This window comes from Streptoverticillium olivoreticuli subsp. olivoreticuli (genome assembly GCF_003391135.1).
Lineage (GTDB): Bacteria > Actinomycetota > Actinomycetes > Streptomycetales > Streptomycetaceae > Streptomyces > Streptomyces blastmyceticus.
The window spans coordinates 3771614-3788571 of the sequence record NZ_CP031455.1 but is presented as its reverse complement, the minus strand read 5'-3'; the positions used below and the strand labels follow the sequence as shown (position 1 = coordinate 3788571).

Sequence of the window (16958 nt, the reverse complement as noted above, 5' to 3'; positions counted from 1 at the left end):
TGTCGCACGCCTCCCGCTGACCGTTCCGTGATCGAATTGCCGCTAGTTTTGACTGCGGTATTGCGGAACTTCGGCGGGGGAGGCGTGCGATGGGCGACAGCCCGGGCGGCGACAAGGTCCTGGACATCAAGACGGCGGACCTCAAGTCGTCGGCACCCGTCTTCCACGAGCAGAGCCGGAAGCTGAGCGAGGCGCTCACCACGCTCGTCAGCACGCTGGACGGGCTCGGCAAGCCGTGGGGCCAGGACGACGGGGTCAAGCAGTTCGAGGCCGGCTACACCGCCCAGCAGAAGGCGATCGAGAGCGCGACCGGCACGCTCGTCCTCGGACTGGTCAGCATCCACGAGGCGTTGGTCGACATGTCGGACGGACATGTCGACAACGACGAGCTGATCGCCGGGATGTTCACCAAGAAGGGCGTCGCGGACGGCGGCGGCCACGGCAAGGATGCCAAGTGAGCGTCGCGGAAGAGGCCAGGCACGTCCTCGAAAAGCTGGGCCTCCACTGGCCGGACGGCGACCCGCACAAGCTGCGCCAGGCCGCCAAGGCGTGGCACACCTTCGCCGACAGTGTCGACAAGGTGCGCACGCCCGTGCACCACTCGGCCGAAGCCCTGATCCACAACAACAAGGGCGAGGCGATCGACGCCTTCGAGATCTTCTGGTCGCGCTACGCGGGCAAGGGCGACAAGGGCTGGCTGAGCGACATCCCCAAGGCCGCCCGCGAGATGGCCACGGCGCTGGAGAAGGTGGCGGACGCCATCGAGGACGCCGTCGACAAGCTGTGGGACAAGATCTACATCGAGGCCGGGGTCATCCTGGCCGGCGTCGGCCTGGCCTGGCTCACCGCCGGGCTCTCGACGGCGGCGTCGGCCGCGGCGGCCACGGCCGTCATCGAGCTCGGCACCGCCGTCGGCATCACCGTCTCCACCGTGGTCGCCGAGGTCGCCGCGACCACCCTCGTCGCCGCGGCCTTCGCGGGTGTGGAGTCCGTGACCGTCGACCTGGCCGTCGCCCAGCCCATGAAGATCAGCGCCGGGCTGCAGCACGGCGTGAGCCTGGACGAGGTCAACGCCGCCGCCAAGGACGGCATGCTCTACGGCGGTCTCTTCGGCGGCCTCGGCGGCCTGGCGCACAACAGCGTCGAGATCGGCAACGCCGGCCGGAACTTCCTCCTCCGGGGCGCCCGCCCCAATCTGATCGACGAGGAGGCGGCCGCGGCCCGCTCCACGGAGAACCTCAAGTGCGTCCGCGACCCGATCGACGTCGCGACCGGCACCATGCTGCTGCCGCAGACGGACGTCACCCTCCCCGGCGCGCTGTCCCTGGTCGTCGGGCGCACCCACCTCTCCTCGTACCGGGCGGGCGGCTGTTTCGGCCCGACCTGGGCCTCGACGCTCGACGAGCGGATCCAACTCGACGCCGAGGGCGTCGTGTTCGTCGCCGCCGACGGGATGCGCCTGGTCTACCCGGTGCCGAAGCCGGGCGAGCCGGTCCTCCCCGCCAAGGGCCCCCGCCGGATCCTGACCTGGGACGGCAGACCGGACGGCGTCTTCACCGTCGAGGACCCGGCGACCGGTCTCGTACGGACCTTCAGCGGCCCCACCGCCACCGATGTGCCCGGCGCCGTCCAGCTGCCCCTGAGCAGCGTGCACGACCGCAACGGCGCGCGCGTCGACTTCGAGCGCACGGCGAACGGCCTCCCCACCGCCATCCGCCACTCCGGCGGCCGCTACGTGGCCGTCGACACCGAGGGCGCGCGCGTCACGGCCCTGCGCCTGCTGGACGAGGCCCCGTCGCCGTACGAGCCCCGGCCCTCCACCGGCGGCGGCACGGTCCTCGTCCGCTACGGCTACGACGCGGCGGGCAACCTCACCGAGGTCACCAACTCCAGCGGCGGACCGCTGCGTTTCACCTACGACGCCGAGGGCCGGATAACCTCCTGGACCGACCGCAACGGCACGTCGTACGGCTATGTCTACGACGCCCGCGGCCGTGTCGTCCGCACGGAGGGCAGCGACGGCTTCCTCTCCGGCACCCTCGCCTACGACGACGAGGCCCGCACGACCACGGTCACCGATTCGCTCGGCCAGGTGAGCGTCCACCGCCACAACGCCGACTTCCGGGTGATCGAGGAGACCGACCCGCTGGGGCACACGACCCGCACGGAGTGGGAGCCGCGCGGCGAGGAGCCCCGCGCCGTCACCGATCCCCTCGGGCGCACGACCCGCTACGCCTACGACGACGCGGGCAACCTCACCCGCGTCACCCTGCCGGACGGCACGACGGGCTCCGCCGCGTACGACTCCCCGGGCCGGCCCACGGAGGTCACGGAACCCGGCGGCGCGACCTGGCGGCACGCCTACGACGAGCGGGGCAACCTCCTCACCACCACGGACCCCTCCGGCGCCACGACCCACTACGCCTACGACGATCTCGGCCATCTGACGGCCGTCACCGACGCGCTCGGCCACACGCACCGGATCACCTGCGACGCGACCGGTCTTCCGGTCGCCGTGTCCGACCCTCTCGGTCACTGCACGACCGCCGTGCGCGACGCCTTCGGCCGCGTCGCCGAGGTCACCGACCCGCTCGGCCGCACGACCCGTACGGCCTGGACGACCGAGGGCAGGCCGAGCCGCCGCGACCATCCGGACGGCACGCACGAGAGGTGGACCTGGGACGGCGAGGGCAACCTCGTCACCCACACGGATCCCGCGGGCAACACCACCACCCACACCTCCACCCACTTCGACCTCCCGGCGTCCCGCACGGACCCCGACGGGGCGACGTACGCCTTCGCGTACGACACGGAGCTGCGGCTGACCGGAGTGACCAACCCGCAGGGGCTGACCTGGTCGTACGCCTACGACGAGGCGGGCCGCCTCGCGTCCGAGACGGACTTCAACGGCCGGACGCTCACCTATGGGCACGACGCGGCGGGCGAGCTGATCTCCCGTACGAACGGGGCCGGCGAGACCCTGCGCTTCACCCGCGACCTGCTGGGGCGGGCGGTCGAGCAGAACGGCACGGTCTTCGCCTACGACGCGTCGGGCCGTCTGCTCCGCACGGCGAACGCGGACGCGGAGATCGTCTACGAGCGGGACGCGCTCGGCCGCGTGCTGTCCGAGACGGTCAACGGCCGCACGACGAGCCGTCTGTACGACGCCGCCGGGCGCCTCCTCCGCCGCGTGACCCCGTCCGGCCTCGCCTCCGAGTGGACCTACGACGCGACCGGCCGGGCCGTCGAACTGCGGGGCGACGCCGGGACGCTGACCTTCGCCTACGACGCGGCGGGGCGCGAGACGGAGCGCGGCCTGGGCGGGACGGCGGTGCTCACCCAGGAATGGGACACTCTCGACCGCCTGACGGCACAGGTGGTCAGCGGCGCGGCCGACCGCCTCCTCCAGCACCGCGCCTACGCCTACCGCGAGGACGGCCACCTCACTGAGATCCGCGAACTGACCTCCGGCACCCGGCGCTTCGACGTGACCCGAACGGGTCGCGTCACATCGGTGAGCGCGCACGGCTGGCGGGAGACGTACGCCTACGACGCGGCGGGCAACCTCACCTACGCCAAGGCCCCGGCCCATTCCGCGCCCGGCGCCCGCGAATTCGAGGGCACCCTCATCCGGCGCGCGGGCCGCACGACGTACGAGCACGACGCGCAGGGCCGCCTGATCCGCAAATCGCGCCGGCTCCTGAACGGCCGGACCCGCACGTGGACCTACTCCTGGAACGCGGAAGACCGCCTGACGGAAATGGTGACGCCGGAGGGGGAACGCTGGCATTACGCGTACGATCCGCTGGGCCGCCGAATATCGAAGCGGCGGGATTCGAGTTCGGAGGAGACCCTCTTCTCGTGGGACGGCACGAGACTGGCCGAACAGACGTCCCCCGACGGCACGGTCACCACCTGGGACTACGCCCCGGGCACCCACCGCCCCCTGACCCAGACGGACCACCGCCCCCTGAACCGCACGGCGGGCAAGTCCCTGATCGAGGATTTCGAGAACGCGCCGCCCACCCGATTCCACGCGGTGGTGACGGATGCGGTGGGCGCGCCGACGGAGCTGGTGACGCCGTCGGGAGACCTGGCCTGGCAACACCGGACGACCCTCTGGGGCACGGACCTCCCGACCCCTCCCTACGAGAAAATCACCTGCCCTCTCCGCTTCCCGGGCCAGTACCACGACCCGGAATCGGGCCTGAACTACAACTATTTCCGTTATTACGACCCTGAGGTCGGGCGGTATGCGTCCGCCGACCCACTGGGGCTCGCTCCTTCCCCCAATCACCATGCGTATGTGGCGAATTCGCATTCCTTTGCCGACCCGCTAGGGCTTGCTCCATGCCCGGTGGCGGAATTGACGGCATCGGAGGTGCGCTTCAGCCAGAACTCCGTCACCGAAGCTGACGAAATCATCGGAAGTATGCGCGAGAAGGGGTGGAAGGGTGACCCAATTGACGTGGTGCGCATGCCGGACGGAAGATTGACTTCGCTCGACAACACTCGTGTGCTTGCGGCCCGTTATACCGATACCCCAATCCAGGCAAGGGTTCGGAACTATGACGATCCGCTCCCTCCGGAGGTTATCGAGAGCGAAAGGTTCAAAACGAAGAAGGCGACGCCCGTCACCTGGGGGGAGGCTGTGACGGCTAGAATCGGCAAGCAGAGTGCGGGCTACCGGAATACTTACCCAATGGGCTCGGATATTACGGGCTGGAGAGGAGACTGAGCGAGATGGACGTTCTTCCCCAGGGAGAGCTCCCCGAAGGGTTTTCGTACCCGGAAGGGTTCGTTCGGGCGATTGAGTCCGGTTTGGTCGGCCTCGATCCTTGGTGGCTCTTGGAAGGCAAGAGTCTCCGCGTTCGGATGTCCGGGCTTCGTGAGCGTTTCCCGGAGCGTCGACTGATGCCTTTCGCGCGACGTGAGGACAACGACGACGTCGCCTGCTGGGACCTCGAGGCCGGGACGGTTCGGGTTATTCACGACTTCACGACGCCCGGCCGTGAGAACCGGCGCGAGTTCGCCACCTTTTACGACTGGTTGCGTGCGGCCTTGGAGGACTTCATCGAGTTCGAATGACCGAGGCTTCGGCCTGAACGGGGGGGCGGGCAGGGGGCCTGCCCCCGAGCGATGCGGCGCGGGTCGAGGCCGTCGCGCGCGGCCGAACGCCCCGGCCGTCGACGGCGTTCACCACCGAATCATCCGCCAAGGACTCCCCGGCTCCGACGTCAGGACACGGTGCGGTTCGAGCACCTTCGTGTACCACTGGCCGAATTCCTCGGTGTCGAAACGGAGGACGCGTCCCAGCGCGTAACCCGCGGAGAAGTCCTCCCAGGACCCGTACGCCTTCCGGCACAGTTCTCCCGCGCGCAGGATCGACGCCTCCGCCGCCTCGGCGGGGCAGAGGCGGGCGCTCAGACCCCAGCGGGCGAAGCTGACCGCGCGGCCGTAGTCGTAGCCGACGGCGCTGCGGACGAAGCCGTCCGGGGGCAGGAGATCGTCGGCGCGGAACCGGGACTCGTAGCGCAGGATGCGGCCGATCAGCTCCTGGACCACCGCGTTCGCCTCGGCCGGAGCCTCCATGTCGGTGAGTACGGCGGCGCAGGCGCGACGCCAGAGGTCCGCGTCGACCGCGCCGGTGTTCGCCTGGGCGAGCTCCTGGCGGATGTCGAGCGCGAACTCGGGTTCCACCGGGCTGTTGCGCCCGGCCAGCAGCGCGTCCATCTGCTCCTGCCAGTCCTGGGCGGTGGCTGTTCCCCACGACTCCCGCAGGAGGCTCACTTCCCGGCCGTAGTCGTCGTAGACGTCGCCCACTTCGTTCCACAGCACGCCGTTGGCGACGGACAGGTGCGCCCCACAGGCCAGCGCGTGGGCGAGCGGCCCCGTGCGCGGGCCCGCGGTGGTGGTGAGCAGGCGGGTGGGGCGGGTGTCGGTGGGGAGCTTCGCGGTCTTCTCCCGTACGATCCTTCTCCACCGGCGCCGGTCCAGGGCGCCCGTGGTCAGGCGCATGAAGGCCGGCGTGCCCGGGTTCACGTGCAAGGAGTAGCGACGGCCGGGCCAGGTCTCCGCCAGCTGCGCCAGCGAGGTCCGTGCGACGACGAACCGCGCGCGCCGGGGAAGCCGTTCGCCCGCGGTCCGCATGACGAGACACCAGATTCCCTGGCTGTCGTCGGCGGGGACGTACGCGTTGCCTCCGCCGTCCTTGTGCTCCTTCGGGACGTAATGGAAGAGGTCCGCTGTCGCGAGGACACGCAGATAGCCGATCCGGTCGTTGTCCATGACCGCCTCGTGCAGGGCCCGCTCGATCTCTGTGGCGGGCCGCCAGGTGCGGGTCGAGGCCGTCGCGCGCGGCCGGGGGGTAGCTGTCACCGGGTGACTCTACCGACCGCGTCGCCGACGACGGCCCGTGGCCGTGAAACGGTCGCCAACCACACTCACCTCAGGGGCAGTTGGCCGATCTTTGTGCCAGGCATGCAACAGCGGAACCTCCGGTCGCGTTCCATGATCTTTCAGGACGTCGACACTCCGTCGGAGCGTGCACAGCAGGAGGGGAACCACACTCATGTCCCGTACCGCGCACCGCCTCGCCGCCGGCGGGTTGTCCCACGGCCACCGCGGCGCTGGTGACCCCGCCCAACCGGACGACGTCCATCGCCACGCCCTTCCTCTCGGCCGAGGGCGGGGGCGAGAGGCAGAACGTCACCCTGTGCGGCGAGAGCTTCAACATCACCGCGCTGGCGCCGCGCGCGTCCGACATCGGCATCTTCAAACGGCTGATCGCTCTGACGGAACGGTCTCCGGGGTGACCCGGGGTCCGTATCAGCGCGCGTCCGCCACCAGAGCCCGCTCCCAGTGCTGGGTGTCGGCGTACTCGCGCATGGTGACGATCTTCCCGTCGCGTACGACGAAGACGGCGCTGTTCTTCTGGTCGTACGCCCTGCCGGTTTTCCCGGTCGCCCAGGAGTCCCACTCGACGAAGACCTGCTCGCCCTCGCCGAAGACATTGGTGACCCGCACGCCGATCTCCCGCTCCGGGTCGAGGTGGGCGAACGCGGTCGCCAGGAACCCGTCGATCACCTGGTCCCGTCCCTGCCAGGTCCCCGAGATCGGCAGGTCGCCGGCGTACCAGCAACTCCCGTCCTCCGCCCACGACTCCCGGACCACATCCGACTCCCCGGCCGCCAGCGCCTCGAAGTAGCGCTGCACGACGTCCTTGGGCTCGACGCTGCTCATGAGATGCCCCGTTCCTTCACCGATTCCGGGCGGTGTTTCCGTCCTGTGCACAGTCAATCGATGCGGGGGGTGTGGACCAAGGGGCGATTGGCGGGGGCAGTTATCTCGAAGGGTGATCAATGGGTGGTTGTGCCGAACGTCCGCCGGGCGGGATCCGCCCCATCATGACCGCGTCGAAACTAGAACGGGCGAGGGCGCGGGCGCTTGCTCACCCGGTCGTAGATCGCGCGCAGCCACGGCTCCCGGACGGCGGGCAGTCGTGCCAGCGTGTCGAGGAAGACCTCGGAGTCGGGCTGGAACAGCCTCCATGGATGGAGCGGCAGTGGATCGTCGCGGAGGACGCCGTCGGGCATTCGTCCTGTCGCGGGGAGCGGCAATCCTTCGTGGGGGAAAGCCAGATGCATCCATACGTCGGTGGCCAGCGGCACGATGTCCGCGGTGCCGGACGGTCGCCACGCCTCGCCCGTCTGCGGATGTCTCGGAACCAGGGCGATGTCAGAGGCGGGGGTGGCCAGTCCCGGTCCGGCCAGGGCCACTCGCTTCGCCGACGGCCCCGGCGGGAGCAGCGCGTCGAGCGCGCGGCCGAAGATGTCCGCGACGAGGCCGTCGGGGACGGCCACGGGTGTGCCCGCCGAGACGGCCAGCAGGTGGGCCAGCGCCGCCCCGACGGCCGCCTCCCACCGCATGCTCCATCTCCCGGAAGGCTCGATGGGCGGCGTGCGCCGGCGCTCCTGTGCCAGCGCCTCCCAGTCGGCCGTCCGGTGAGTGGAGTCGTCGGCGGGGAGGCGGCGTACGGCTTGCGGGGCGAGCCACACCGCTTGCCAGAGGGAGCAGTCGTCGACGCGGGTCGCCACCGCCTGCCCGCATCGCGCGCACGCCAGGTTCGGGCCGTCCCTCCCATCCAACCCACAGCAGTAGCCGGCGCATTGCTCGGGAATCAGGACGGTGCCGTGGGCGTCACCCGGCGCGATGACGATCGCCCCCGGCGCCCCGAAGGACAGGGAGTAAACCGGCGCGTACACGCCGCGGGCCGCCGCTTCGTCCGCCCCGATCTCACTCCACAGCCGCCATGGCTGCCCGGAGGGCTCCGGGTCGACGGCGTACGTCCCCGCATCCATGAGGACGGGGAGCAGTACCCCGTTTCCCCAGGTCTGGTGGGCGTGGTCGGGAAGCGCGACCTGCGACACGGGGGCGGTCAGCACGGCGTCGCACCGCACGCACGCGAACACGGCCATACTTCCTCCCCCCCTTTGGACACGCGAATTATTCCGGCTCGTGGATCGACGGCCAACACCTTTTGTCCGCCCTTGCGATCACCTGGGTGGAATAGGTTCGCAACTCCCAAGAGTTTTCCTGTGCTTGGGCAAGCCGCTCCCATGAGCGGGTAAGAAAAAGCGCTGGTCACCACATGTTCACCTCGCGGCTCTACCCGCATAGATGGACGTGGTGGTGTCATGCCCACTACAGCCCGGATCGGCCGGGCCAGAACGTGGAGCCCCCCATGCGACCTTCGTACCGACTCGCTGCCGCCGCGGCGTCCCTGGCGCTCGGCGCCACCGGACTCCTCACCACCGGCACCGCGCACGCCGCCCCGCACGCCGCCGCACACCCCGCCGGGACCTCGTGCAGCCTGTCCCGGCTGCCGCTGCCCGACCCCACCTGTCAGCCCGGCGCCTACAACCCCGCCGTCACGCAGGCGACGATCGGCTCGACGATATGCGTGTCGGGCTGGACGAAGACCGTGCGGCCGCCCGTCTCGTACACCACGCCGCTGAAGATCCGTCAGATCGGCGAGTACGGCTACAGCGACACCGACACCGCGGACTACGAGGAGGACCACCTGGTTCCGCTCGAACTCGGCGGTGCCCCCAGGGACCCCAAGAACCTCTGGCCCGAGCCGCGTTACGGCAACGAGCCGGCCCAGAGCAAGGACTCGGTGGAGAACCGGCTCAAGACCGCGGTCTGCGGCGGCGAGGTCACACTCGACGCGGCGCGCAGCGCGATCGCCACGGACTGGACCACGGCTCTGTCGAAGCTCGGCCTCGGGTGAGGACCGGGCCGGGGAGTCCGTCGGAGTCCGTCGCTCACCCGGTCTCGCGCACCACGACCACCGTGCACGGCGCGTGCTGCACGCAGTGCTGACTCACCGAGCCCAGCAGCGCGCCGGCGAATCCGCCGTGGCCGCGGTTGCCGACGACCAACAGCTCGGCGCCGCGCGCCCGTTCCAGCAGCACCTCGGCGGCGTTGCCGGGCAGCACGCTCTGCCGGATCTCCGGCGTCGGCCCGTCGCCCGAGACCTCCGCGACCGCCTGGGCCAGTGCTTTCTCGGCGGCGTGGTCGAGCATGGGGTCCGCCTTCGTCATGGCCCATCCGTACACCGCCGGATGGGCCCAGCACAGCACGGCCTCGACGACGGCTCCCGTGAGCCGGGCCTGGCGGACCGCCCAGCCGAGGGCCCGCCTCGACGACGGCGAGGCGTCCACGCCCACCACGATCCGGCACGCCTCCGCGGGCTCACCGACCATCTCGTCACCTGTCCCTCGCGCTGATGGACCTGGCAGTGGCAGCCTAGGCGCGATCCCGGGACCGGTCGCGCCCTCGGCGGCGAACGGGTCATCCCAGCCGCAGGGGGCCGCCCGGATCGGGTGTCCGGCGGCGGGCGGCGCGTGCGATGTCCTCGCCGGTGACGGTTCCGACCAGCCGCCCGCCGTCCACGACGAGGATCGCCAGCCGCGCCGACGGGGTCGCCCGCTCCAGCACCCCGACCAGGTCGTCCTGCGATGTCGCCACGGTGCACTGCCCGAGCGGAACGGCCACGTCACGGACGCGCACCTCGCCCCGCTGCGACGCCGGGACCATCGAGAGCCGCAACCGCTCGGCGAGGCCGCTCGGACGGCCCTCGAAGTCGAACAGCGGGACCGCACGGCGGTCCGTGCGCGCCATGACCTCCGTGAGGAACTGGTCCACGGTGTGCCAGTCGGGTCCGGCGAGCGGCTCCGGCGTCATGACATCGCCGACCCGTACGCCCTCCAGCGCGGCCACGAGCACGGCCTGCCGGATCTCCGCCCCGGCCGAGATGGTCACGAAGCCGCCGACGAGCATCAGCCACAGCCCCGCGCCCGTCCCGTGCACCACCTCGAACCAGCCGCCCACGACCAGCAGGAACCCCGCGGCCTGGCCGCAGCGCCCCGCCACGCGCTGCGCCCGTGCCCGGTCACCGCCGCGCCACCACAGCGCCGCCTGCAGGATCCGCCCGCCGTCCAAAGGCGTCGCCGGGAGCAGGTTGAACGCCCCCAGCAGCAGATTGGCCCACCCCGCCCAGACGAGGACGGCCGAGGTCAGCGCCCAGTGCAGGGCGTGCCCGGCGCCGTAGCCCGCGGCCAGCACGATTCCGCCCAGGAACAGGCTGGTCAGCGGCCCGGCCGCCGACACGGCGAGCTGTACGCGGGGCGTGGCCGCGCGCCCCAGCCGGGTGACCCCGCCCAGGCCCCAGACCGTGATGTCCTCGACCTGGATCCCGGCCCGGCGGGCGATCACCGCGTGCGCCGACTCGTGCAGCAGCAAGCTCACCGTCAGCAGCACGGCACCGGCCAGCCCGGCCGCGTCGTACACGCCCGAGGACCGCCCCGGAACCCACGCGGGCAGCGTCCCGCCGGCGAGCCCCATGCCGAGGAAGACGATCAGTACGGGCGCGCTCCAGTGAATCCGCAGCGGTACGCCGAAGATCTTGCCCAGTGGTAGAGAGCCGCCCATGTGCCCGTCCCGTCACCCGGGTCGCCACCGCCGCCGCGGTGGCGTGGTGCTCCCAATTATCCGCTTTCTGGGCTTCAGCGGGTGAGGGTGTGGGCTTTTATGCGGGATATGAGGGGGCGCCGCCAGCACCCGGCCTACCCGCCCCGTGAAAGCGGGAGGCTAGCCGAGGCGGCCGGGTGAACCGGGTCTTGCCAAGCGAGCGAAGCGTACGAGGGTGACGTTGTCATGGGTGGGGGTTCCGTCAGGGGCGTGGAGGACGTCTTCGAGGCCGATGCGGGTGGGAAGCCCGCGTTGTACAGCTGTGTTCAGGACGGGCCAGGCTCCGCTGTCTTCGCCGTGCAACAGGATCGGGGCGGTGACATGAGGGATGAGCTGGTCGAGCAGTTCTCGGGCCGTTGCCGGGGCGGTGTGCGGGTCGGTGTCGGTAATTTCGGCCAGTACCCGATGGGGATCCCCCTCACGGCCGCTCGTACCGCTGTGAGGGTCTCGGCGACGATGCCGGGGTCGAGGGTGTCGGTGCCGTCGGGTCTTTTGGGGTGGAGATGGTCTGACATCCGTCGAAGCCTGGCGGATCCAGCTGTGCAGGGCCTCGTGATGGGCGCCGAGCTCCTCGGCCATACGGCGGATGACGGGCTTCGGCTCGGCAGCGCGGTACATCCGGACCGCACGCTCACGCAACTCCAGCGGATATTTCCTCGGGGCACGCCACTCTCCGGGCATTCCGGAGGGCGCTTGAGGCGCGATATCGCGGTAGCGAAAGCATGCTGCATTACCCGCGGCAGGGCGCGTAGCACCGACGTTGGTCTGGGCTGACGTCTCTCACCGGGCCGGCCGTCACCTCCAGGCATGCAACATGAATCCAGCCAAGCGTTCGGCGGGTGCTTACTTTTACCCCTCGTGTCAACCTGGTGTGTTTTGCGCTTGAACCATCAATGCCCCTACCAGGGCGAATAGTTGAGGAGGTTGAGTGTGCAGCGTGCAAGATGGATCACCCACACGCTAGGCACATTAGGGGTAGCCGGACTGCTTGGCGCAAGCGTGCTGGGCGCGCCTGCAAGCGCTAGCCCATACACCGGAACGACATCGAAGGAACTGGTCAGGCCGGTTGTTCCGCAAGTGACCGAAGGCTCGAACCAGGTCGCGCCGAAACCGGGGAGTGGCAAGCGGGCAGGATTGGCGGCGCATTGCACGCCGCCGGCCGAGGGCAAGTCGGCGGCGTGCCTGGAGTTGACCGAACCGCACGCTACTGCCGTCAAGGGCAACAGTCCTCACTCTGTGCAGGACATCGTGCAGCTCCCTAGCTGGTGCCTGGACGCAGCCGACGGAACACCCCATGCTATACGGACCCAGGTCTGTTCGCTCAGCGGCGGTACTTACACGACGTCCAGGACGGTCAACGGGAAAACGACGGTCACTGGCGAAGCCAACCTGAACATCATCAACTACAGCTACTCGGACACCAGCCTGGATTCCTGGGTGCATCAGATCGAGGTGTCCGCCTACAAGGGCTGGGGAGACGCGCTCAAGGCCAAGCTAAGCGGAACCACAACCGGCACCGGCGCCTGCAACAACGGCAAGCCCTCGTTCCCGTCGAAGCCGATCGCGCCGATCAATTCCTGGGTTCAGGGCGATTCGCTGTTCACCACGACCGCCACGGCACCGGGCGCGATCGGAAACTGCACCACAAAGTGGGATCTGACCTTCACCAACGGTGAGTACAACCCGACCGTCACGTCCCTCAGCATGAACGACATTCGCTGCGACAATGCCACCCCTGGCAAACCCAAGGTCGGGTGTGTTGTGCCGTGGTACCCCTCGGCCGTGCAGTACAGCAAGAGCAGGAACCCCACGCTCGCCTCCCACGTGGCCCGCGCCCAGGCATCGGGTCTCCCTGGAGCGACGTTCCAGGCGCCGCTGCGACGCACGACCAATGAGACGATCATCGACGAGAACCGGAACAAGGCATGCGGGGACGCCCCGAGCCTTGAGGGAAAGAGCTGCGACGAATACCCGCTGGCCAGTACCCTTCAGGGTCTCAGCTCAGGTGGTGAGCGCCGGACCTTCGATGATTGCTCGTTCGATCTTCCTCAGCAGACCGGCCCGGTCGGCGTGAGCGTCTGCATGATCAACGATGGCGACAACCGCGCCCAGGGCGGCTTGCAGTCCCAGTTGTACATGCGCGAGCGTGTACTGGACCGTGACCCCTTCTGGGTCGAGGTCGTGGACTGACAAGCTCTGAATGACAGGAGGGGCGGGCTGCTTCCCACGAGCCCGCCACCATCTCCCTATGTGCACCAGGAGTTGCCGTGTCTGTCCAATGGGTTGATGTCCGCGTCGATGACGGTTCTTTCGCGATTTCGGACAACGGAGAAATTGCCGCCGAGACCCTCGACCACACCAACGGCCTGATTGCGACGATGGATATCGGGGCCATGGTGTCTGTCGGCATCCACACCGGACAGGTGACGGCGTGCGCCTCAGTCACCGCGGGGCCTCCGGAAACCGACGACTTCGCCGAATGGGACGAGGTCGCAGAAGCCAGCGTGTATGCCCCTTACGGCGAACTGCGCGTCGCGACACTCTACTTCGGTCCGGTTGCCGAGCTGCCTGTGCTAAGCAGCAACGGACCAGGCTGGTACCGCATTCGAGTCAGCGCACGGGGCCGGGATATCGCTTCCTCCGACTCGACACAAAAGGACTCCGCCGAACGCTACTCACTGACCTGCTGGCCCGCACCCCGAGCAACCTCTCTGATCATCCGCGCCACCGACCGCACCGGTCGAGGACTGCGAGCGAGTGAGGTCAAACAGATCGATGCACCGGCTCCATCTGTGCCTGCCAGCGCAGACCCGCAAGCGGAGTTGAACAGGCAGAGCATTCTGAAAGCAATGCGCAGGCCGGAGTAGCGCACGGCCACGGCACGCACAAGCGATTCCGTCAACGCCCCAAGACCAGCCCCCGTCACTCATTGTGGCGGGGCTTTCGCGCACCCGGAGAACAGCCCATGACTCACCCCGCCCCGCATGACGATCCACCGCACCCGGGGGAAGACCCCGCCGCCGCCCACCGGCTGAGTCGCTGGCGATCAGCGGGTGAGGGTGTGGGCTTTTATGCGGGATATGAGGGGGCGGAGTTTGTTGGGGGTGGTGGTGAGGATTGTTTCGGGGGCGTCGCTCTCGCGGAGGTGGATCGTCCCGGGGGCAGTAGCGGCTATGTGGACGCATGCGTCGCCTTCGCCGCTGAACGATGACTTCTGCCAGTTACGGCTGTGCATGCTCGTCACCTTTCAGGTGGCGTGAGTGGATGCCGATCAGCGGGTGAGGGTGTCGGCTTTTATGCGGGATATGAGGGGGCGAAGTCTGTCGGGGGTGGTGGTGAGGATTGCGTCGGGAGTGCTGCTCTCGTAGAAATGGACGCTGCTGGTGGGGTCGGTGGCCAAGTGGAGGCAGGTGGAGCCGGCCTCGCAGAACGAGGACTTCTGCCAGTGCAGCGGAGACACGGGGCGTTCCCTTCAGATGTCTTTTGCGATGCGGTGCATGAGGTCACGTGACTTGGTGGGATTGAGCGCGACCTCCTCCATGCGATCGAGCATGGTGCGGAATCTTTCCAGGCTGGCGGTCTGGTCGATCAGTTGCCCGCCATGGGCTGCATCGATGTTGACCGTGTCGAGTTGGGACACTGCGCCATGGAAATAGTCGACGCCGTGGCCTGAGACGGGGAAGGACGTTGCCGTGAAGGGGATGGCGATGACGGTCACGTTGGGCCGCTCGCTCATGGAGATGAGATGCGCAAGTTGAGCCGCGGCCGTCTCTGGCCCGCCGAACCGCATCCTGAGAGCGGCCTCGTGGATGATGGCCGTGTATCGGGGAGGCTCGTCGCGGAAGAGAATCACCTGCCGCTTGATGCGGTGCGATACGCGGTATTCCACGGCATGAGGTGGTAGCGAGGGCACGAACTCGCGGAAGATCGTACGGGCGTGTTCCGGAGTCTGTAGCAAGCCCGGGACGGTGATGGCCTGGGCGACGCGTAGCGCGGTGGCGTGGTGTTCGACCTCGGACAGTGCGAGCAGGCTCTCCGGGAGCGTTTCCCGGTACTCCTCCCACCACCCGCGCTTACGCTCACCCGTCATCGCGGCGAGCGCTTCGATCAGGGGCTGGTCCGAGCAGTCGTAGGTGCGCGCCAGCGCTCGCACCCTGTCCGCGCTCACTCCGTACCGGCCGGCTTCGATGTTGCTGATACGTGACTGGGTGACGCCGAATCGAACCGCAGCCTCTGTCGCGGACAGATCCGCCCGCTCCCGGAGTCTTCGCAGCTCCGCCCCAAGTCGGCGTCTCCGTACGGTCGGTAGAGGTGTGCTCGGCGGCATCGTGCTCCTCTGGTGCTCGCACACAGTGCGGTGTTGTCGCTCGATCGGGTCTCATGGACTGCTGTTCATGGATTACGGGGAATGTAGTCCATGAAGCGCGCTAGCGTGTGAGCCACACCACTCGGCGCGGCGTACTCGCCGAAGTGATCCCAACTCCACTTCCCGCCAGGAGACTTCCATGGCCACCGTAACCAAACCGCAGCCCTGGACGTACACCCTCGAACTGCCGCGCGACCCCCGCGCACCCGGAATCGCCAGGGCCACACTCCGGTCCGTCCTCGACGGGCACGGCATGCCGGAACTCGTGGAAACAGCCGAGCTGTTGACGTCCGAGCTGGTCACGAACGCGTACGTGCACACGGAAGGCCCCTCCTCCGTGCGCGTCGAGGGCGAGGAAGGGGATCACCTGCGGGTGAGCGTGTGGGACACCTGTCCGAGGATTCCTGCGCTGTTCGGTGGGGCGGAGGGGGACGCGTCGGGCGGCCCGGAGTCCGACGGCGGGCGGGGGTTGCTGCTCGTGCGGCGGTGGGCGAGTGCGTGGGGGAGCGACGGGGTCGACGCGCGGGCGGGCGGCAAGGTGCTGTGGTTCGAGCTGGGCCGTGCGGAGCGCGAGGCGAGTGCCTCACCGGTCGGCTGCGCCGAGTGCGCGGAACTGGAGGGCGCGCGCCGGAAGGCGGTCGCGTCGGGCGCGGCCCGGCGGACGGTCGAGGTGGCGACGATCGCCGTACGCAGGCACTTCCGCGAGGTCCACCTCCCGGACGGGGCGATGTGGTGAAGAACTGCCAGCACCGGTCGGGGTGGACGCGCAGCGGAAGCGCGTCGAGCTGCGGCGGCTGCGGAACCCGCCGCTTCGCGGACTACGCGGCGCTGCGCCCGCCGGGCCTGCCGCTGTGGGTCACCCCGAAGCCCCGGGACCGCCACGCGGCGGACCGCGAGGCCGCCCACCACATGGCCCGGCTCGCGCGCCGCACCCGCTTTTCTATGATCAACAAGTGAAGTCCTCCCTCCGCCGGTGGCTGCCCGCGGTCGCCGCCCTGTCCGTCGCCGTCGGCTGCACGTCCGCCGACGGCACCGCGAGCGCCGAACCGGTCCCGTCGCCGACAGGGAAGGAGGCCGCGTACTGCCGGGCCCTGCACAAGGAACTGCCCGCGACGCTGAACGGCCTGAAGCGCCAGCCGGGCGGCCCCGCTTCGGAGTTCACGGCGGCCTGGGGCGATCCGGCCATCACGCTGCGCTGCGGTGTGCGGAAGCCCCTGATCCTGACGCCCGGCTACAAGCGCTACCGACCGGGCTCGGCCACGTGGGAAGTCAACGGCGTCGAGTGGACGCCGGAGCAACAGTCGGATGGCAGCGTTCGTTGTACGACCTCGAAGCGGGAGGCGTGGGTGGAGGTGACCGTACCGGAGGAATTCAGGGGAGAGGCCGGCGGGCTCGGCCTCTTCGACGCCCTCTCGGACGCGGTCCGGAAGACGGTCCCGTTCGGCATGATCTAGTGCCCACGAGGTGTTCAACTCCGGCCGAAGTGACGCCCGGCCGGGCCCAGATCCTCCCCTCTCGTCATCACGCTCCGGCAACAAGCGCACGTGCTCCGTACGCA

The 16958-nt window shown here is 69.2% G+C and carries 19 protein-coding genes; 10 read left to right on the top strand and 9 right to left on the bottom strand.

What is annotated here, in order from left to right; translation table 11 throughout:
* Positions 1-89: 89 nt before the first annotated feature.
* The 3 genes from DXZ73_RS16480 to DXZ73_RS16470 are packed head-to-tail and all read left to right on the top strand — an operon-like array spanning position 90 to position 5088.
* Positions 90-458: a hypothetical protein gene (locus tag DXZ73_RS16480; protein ID WP_116211757.1), complete on the top strand. Its 369-nt coding sequence runs from the start codon at positions 90-92 to the stop codon at positions 456-458.
* Positions 455-4738 (top strand): DUF6531 domain-containing protein, encoded by a 4284-nt coding sequence (locus DXZ73_RS16475; RefSeq protein WP_116211756.1) that lies wholly within the window; start codon positions 455-457, stop codon positions 4736-4738. The genes DXZ73_RS16480 and DXZ73_RS16475 overlap by 4 nt, the downstream gene beginning before the upstream one ends.
* A gap of 5 nt (positions 4739-4743) precedes the next feature.
* Positions 4744-5088: a hypothetical protein gene (locus DXZ73_RS16470; RefSeq protein WP_116211755.1), complete on the top strand. Its 345-nt coding sequence runs from the start codon at positions 4744-4746 to the stop codon at positions 5086-5088.
* 108 nt (positions 5089-5196) lie between these two features.
* On the opposite strand, the gene DXZ73_RS16465 is transcribed toward DXZ73_RS16470, so the two are convergent.
* Complete coding sequence (locus DXZ73_RS16465; protein WP_162890225.1) at positions 5197-6378, bottom strand: DUF1266 domain-containing protein; 1182 nt, start codon at positions 6376-6378, stop codon at positions 5197-5199.
* 254 nt (positions 6379-6632) lie between these two features.
* Here DXZ73_RS16465 and DXZ73_RS16460 point away from each other — a divergent pair, with 254 nt between their 5' ends.
* Positions 6633-6815, top strand: coding sequence for a hypothetical protein (locus tag DXZ73_RS16460; RefSeq protein ID WP_116211753.1), 183 nt, complete (start codon positions 6633-6635; stop codon positions 6813-6815).
* A gap of 13 nt (positions 6816-6828) precedes the next feature.
* Here DXZ73_RS16460 and DXZ73_RS16455 read toward each other — a convergent pair whose 3' ends face one another.
* Together DXZ73_RS16455 and DXZ73_RS16450 are read right to left on the bottom strand one after the other, a co-directional pair.
* Positions 6829-7242, bottom strand: a complete 414-nt coding sequence (locus DXZ73_RS16455) for a nuclear transport factor 2 family protein (protein WP_116211752.1) — start codon at positions 7240-7242, stop codon at positions 6829-6831.
* A gap of 179 nt (positions 7243-7421) precedes the next feature.
* Positions 7422-8477 (bottom strand): hypothetical protein, encoded by a 1056-nt coding sequence (locus DXZ73_RS16450; protein ID WP_116211751.1) that lies wholly within the window; start codon positions 8475-8477, stop codon positions 7422-7424.
* Between the two features lie 266 nt (positions 8478-8743).
* On the opposite strand from DXZ73_RS16450, the gene DXZ73_RS16445 reads away from it, so the two are divergent.
* Positions 8744-9292: a hypothetical protein gene (locus DXZ73_RS16445; protein ID WP_116211750.1), complete on the top strand. Its 549-nt coding sequence runs from the start codon at positions 8744-8746 to the stop codon at positions 9290-9292.
* A gap of 34 nt (positions 9293-9326) precedes the next feature.
* On the opposite strand, the gene DXZ73_RS16440 is transcribed toward DXZ73_RS16445, so the two are convergent.
* The 3 genes from DXZ73_RS16440 to DXZ73_RS40605 form a co-directional block, all read right to left on the bottom strand.
* Positions 9327-9767: a universal stress protein gene (locus DXZ73_RS16440; protein ID WP_116211749.1), complete on the bottom strand. Its 441-nt coding sequence runs from the start codon at positions 9765-9767 to the stop codon at positions 9327-9329.
* An 88-nt stretch (positions 9768-9855) separates the two neighbouring features.
* Positions 9856-10995 carry a site-2 protease family protein gene (locus DXZ73_RS16435; RefSeq protein WP_116211748.1) on the bottom strand — a complete coding sequence of 380 codons (1140 nt, stop codon included), beginning with the start codon at positions 10993-10995 and terminating at the stop codon, positions 9856-9858.
* 159 nt (positions 10996-11154) lie between these two features.
* Positions 11155-11652: a 3-keto-5-aminohexanoate cleavage protein gene (locus DXZ73_RS40605; protein ID WP_425315841.1), complete on the bottom strand. Its 498-nt coding sequence runs from the start codon at positions 11650-11652 to the stop codon at positions 11155-11157.
* 312 nt (positions 11653-11964) lie between these two features.
* Between DXZ73_RS40605 and DXZ73_RS38175 the strand changes: the two genes are divergently transcribed.
* On the top strand, positions 11965-13224 hold the full coding sequence (locus tag DXZ73_RS38175; RefSeq protein ID WP_162890224.1) for a NucA/NucB deoxyribonuclease domain-containing protein: 1260 nt from the start codon (positions 11965-11967) through the stop codon (positions 13222-13224).
* A 77-nt stretch (positions 13225-13301) separates the two neighbouring features.
* Positions 13302-13901, top strand: a complete 600-nt coding sequence (locus tag DXZ73_RS38170) for a hypothetical protein (RefSeq protein WP_162890223.1) — start codon at positions 13302-13304, stop codon at positions 13899-13901.
* A gap of 179 nt (positions 13902-14080) precedes the next feature.
* Here DXZ73_RS38170 and DXZ73_RS16420 read toward each other — a convergent pair whose 3' ends face one another.
* From DXZ73_RS16420 to DXZ73_RS16410, 3 genes are read right to left on the bottom strand one after another with little or no spacing between them, the layout of a single operon-like run.
* Positions 14081-14269 carry a DUF397 domain-containing protein gene (locus DXZ73_RS16420; protein WP_116211745.1) on the bottom strand — a complete coding sequence of 63 codons (189 nt, stop codon included), beginning with the start codon at positions 14267-14269 and terminating at the stop codon, positions 14081-14083.
* A 36-nt stretch (positions 14270-14305) separates the two neighbouring features.
* Complete coding sequence (locus tag DXZ73_RS16415; protein ID WP_116211744.1) at positions 14306-14494, bottom strand: DUF397 domain-containing protein; 189 nt, start codon at positions 14492-14494, stop codon at positions 14306-14308.
* A gap of 12 nt (positions 14495-14506) precedes the next feature.
* Complete coding sequence (locus DXZ73_RS16410; RefSeq protein WP_116215657.1) at positions 14507-15361, bottom strand: helix-turn-helix domain-containing protein; 855 nt, start codon at positions 15359-15361, stop codon at positions 14507-14509.
* Positions 15362-15539: 178 nt separating this feature from the next.
* Between DXZ73_RS16410 and DXZ73_RS16405 the strand changes: the two genes are divergently transcribed.
* The 3 genes from DXZ73_RS16405 to DXZ73_RS16395 are packed head-to-tail and all read left to right on the top strand — an operon-like array spanning position 15540 to position 16854.
* Entirely contained in the window at positions 15540-16136 is a 597-nt protein-coding gene (locus DXZ73_RS16405; RefSeq protein ID WP_116211743.1) for an ATP-binding protein, read from the top strand.
* The gene (locus tag DXZ73_RS16400) at positions 16133-16357 is read left to right on the top strand and encodes a DUF6255 family natural product biosynthesis protein (protein ID WP_162890222.1); all 225 of its coding nucleotides are present in this window, start codon (positions 16133-16135) and stop codon (positions 16355-16357) included. The genes DXZ73_RS16405 and DXZ73_RS16400 overlap by 4 nt, the downstream gene beginning before the upstream one ends.
* Entirely contained in the window at positions 16354-16854 is a 501-nt protein-coding gene (locus tag DXZ73_RS16395) for a DUF3515 domain-containing protein (protein WP_240351371.1), read from the top strand. The genes DXZ73_RS16400 and DXZ73_RS16395 overlap by 4 nt, the downstream gene beginning before the upstream one ends.
* The last annotated feature ends 104 nt before the right edge of the window (positions 16855-16958 follow it).

Bases quoted from the DNA above. Each gene is read 5' to 3' on its own strand.
- DXZ73_RS16410 (WP_116215657.1), bottom strand. From the start codon at position 15,361: ATGCCGCCGAGCACACCTCTACCGACCGTACGGAGACGCCGACTTGGG.
- DXZ73_RS40605 (WP_425315841.1), bottom strand. From the start codon at position 11,652: ATGTACCGCGCTGCCGAGCCGAAGCCCGTCATCCGCCGTATGGCCGAG.
- DXZ73_RS16420 (WP_116211745.1), bottom strand. From the start codon at position 14,269: ATGCACAGCCGTAACTGGCAGAAGTCATCGTTCAGCGGCGAAGGCGAC.
- DXZ73_RS16405 (WP_116211743.1), top strand. From the start codon at position 15,540: ATGGCCACCGTAACCAAACCGCAGCCCTGGACGTACACCCTCGAACTG.
- DXZ73_RS16445 (WP_116211750.1), top strand. From the start codon at position 8,744: ATGCGACCTTCGTACCGACTCGCTGCCGCCGCGGCGTCCCTGGCGCTC.
- DXZ73_RS16470 (WP_116211755.1), top strand. From the start codon at position 4,744: ATGGACGTTCTTCCCCAGGGAGAGCTCCCCGAAGGGTTTTCGTACCCG.
- DXZ73_RS16440 (WP_116211749.1), bottom strand. From the start codon at position 9,767: ATGGTCGGTGAGCCCGCGGAGGCGTGCCGGATCGTGGTGGGCGTGGAC.
- DXZ73_RS16450 (WP_116211751.1), bottom strand. From the start codon at position 8,477: ATGGCCGTGTTCGCGTGCGTGCGGTGCGACGCCGTGCTGACCGCCCCC.
- DXZ73_RS16480 (WP_116211757.1), top strand. From the start codon at position 90: ATGGGCGACAGCCCGGGCGGCGACAAGGTCCTGGACATCAAGACGGCG.
- DXZ73_RS16455 (WP_116211752.1), bottom strand. From the start codon at position 7,242: ATGAGCAGCGTCGAGCCCAAGGACGTCGTGCAGCGCTACTTCGAGGCG.
- DXZ73_RS16435 (WP_116211748.1), bottom strand. From the start codon at position 10,995: ATGGGCGGCTCTCTACCACTGGGCAAGATCTTCGGCGTACCGCTGCGG.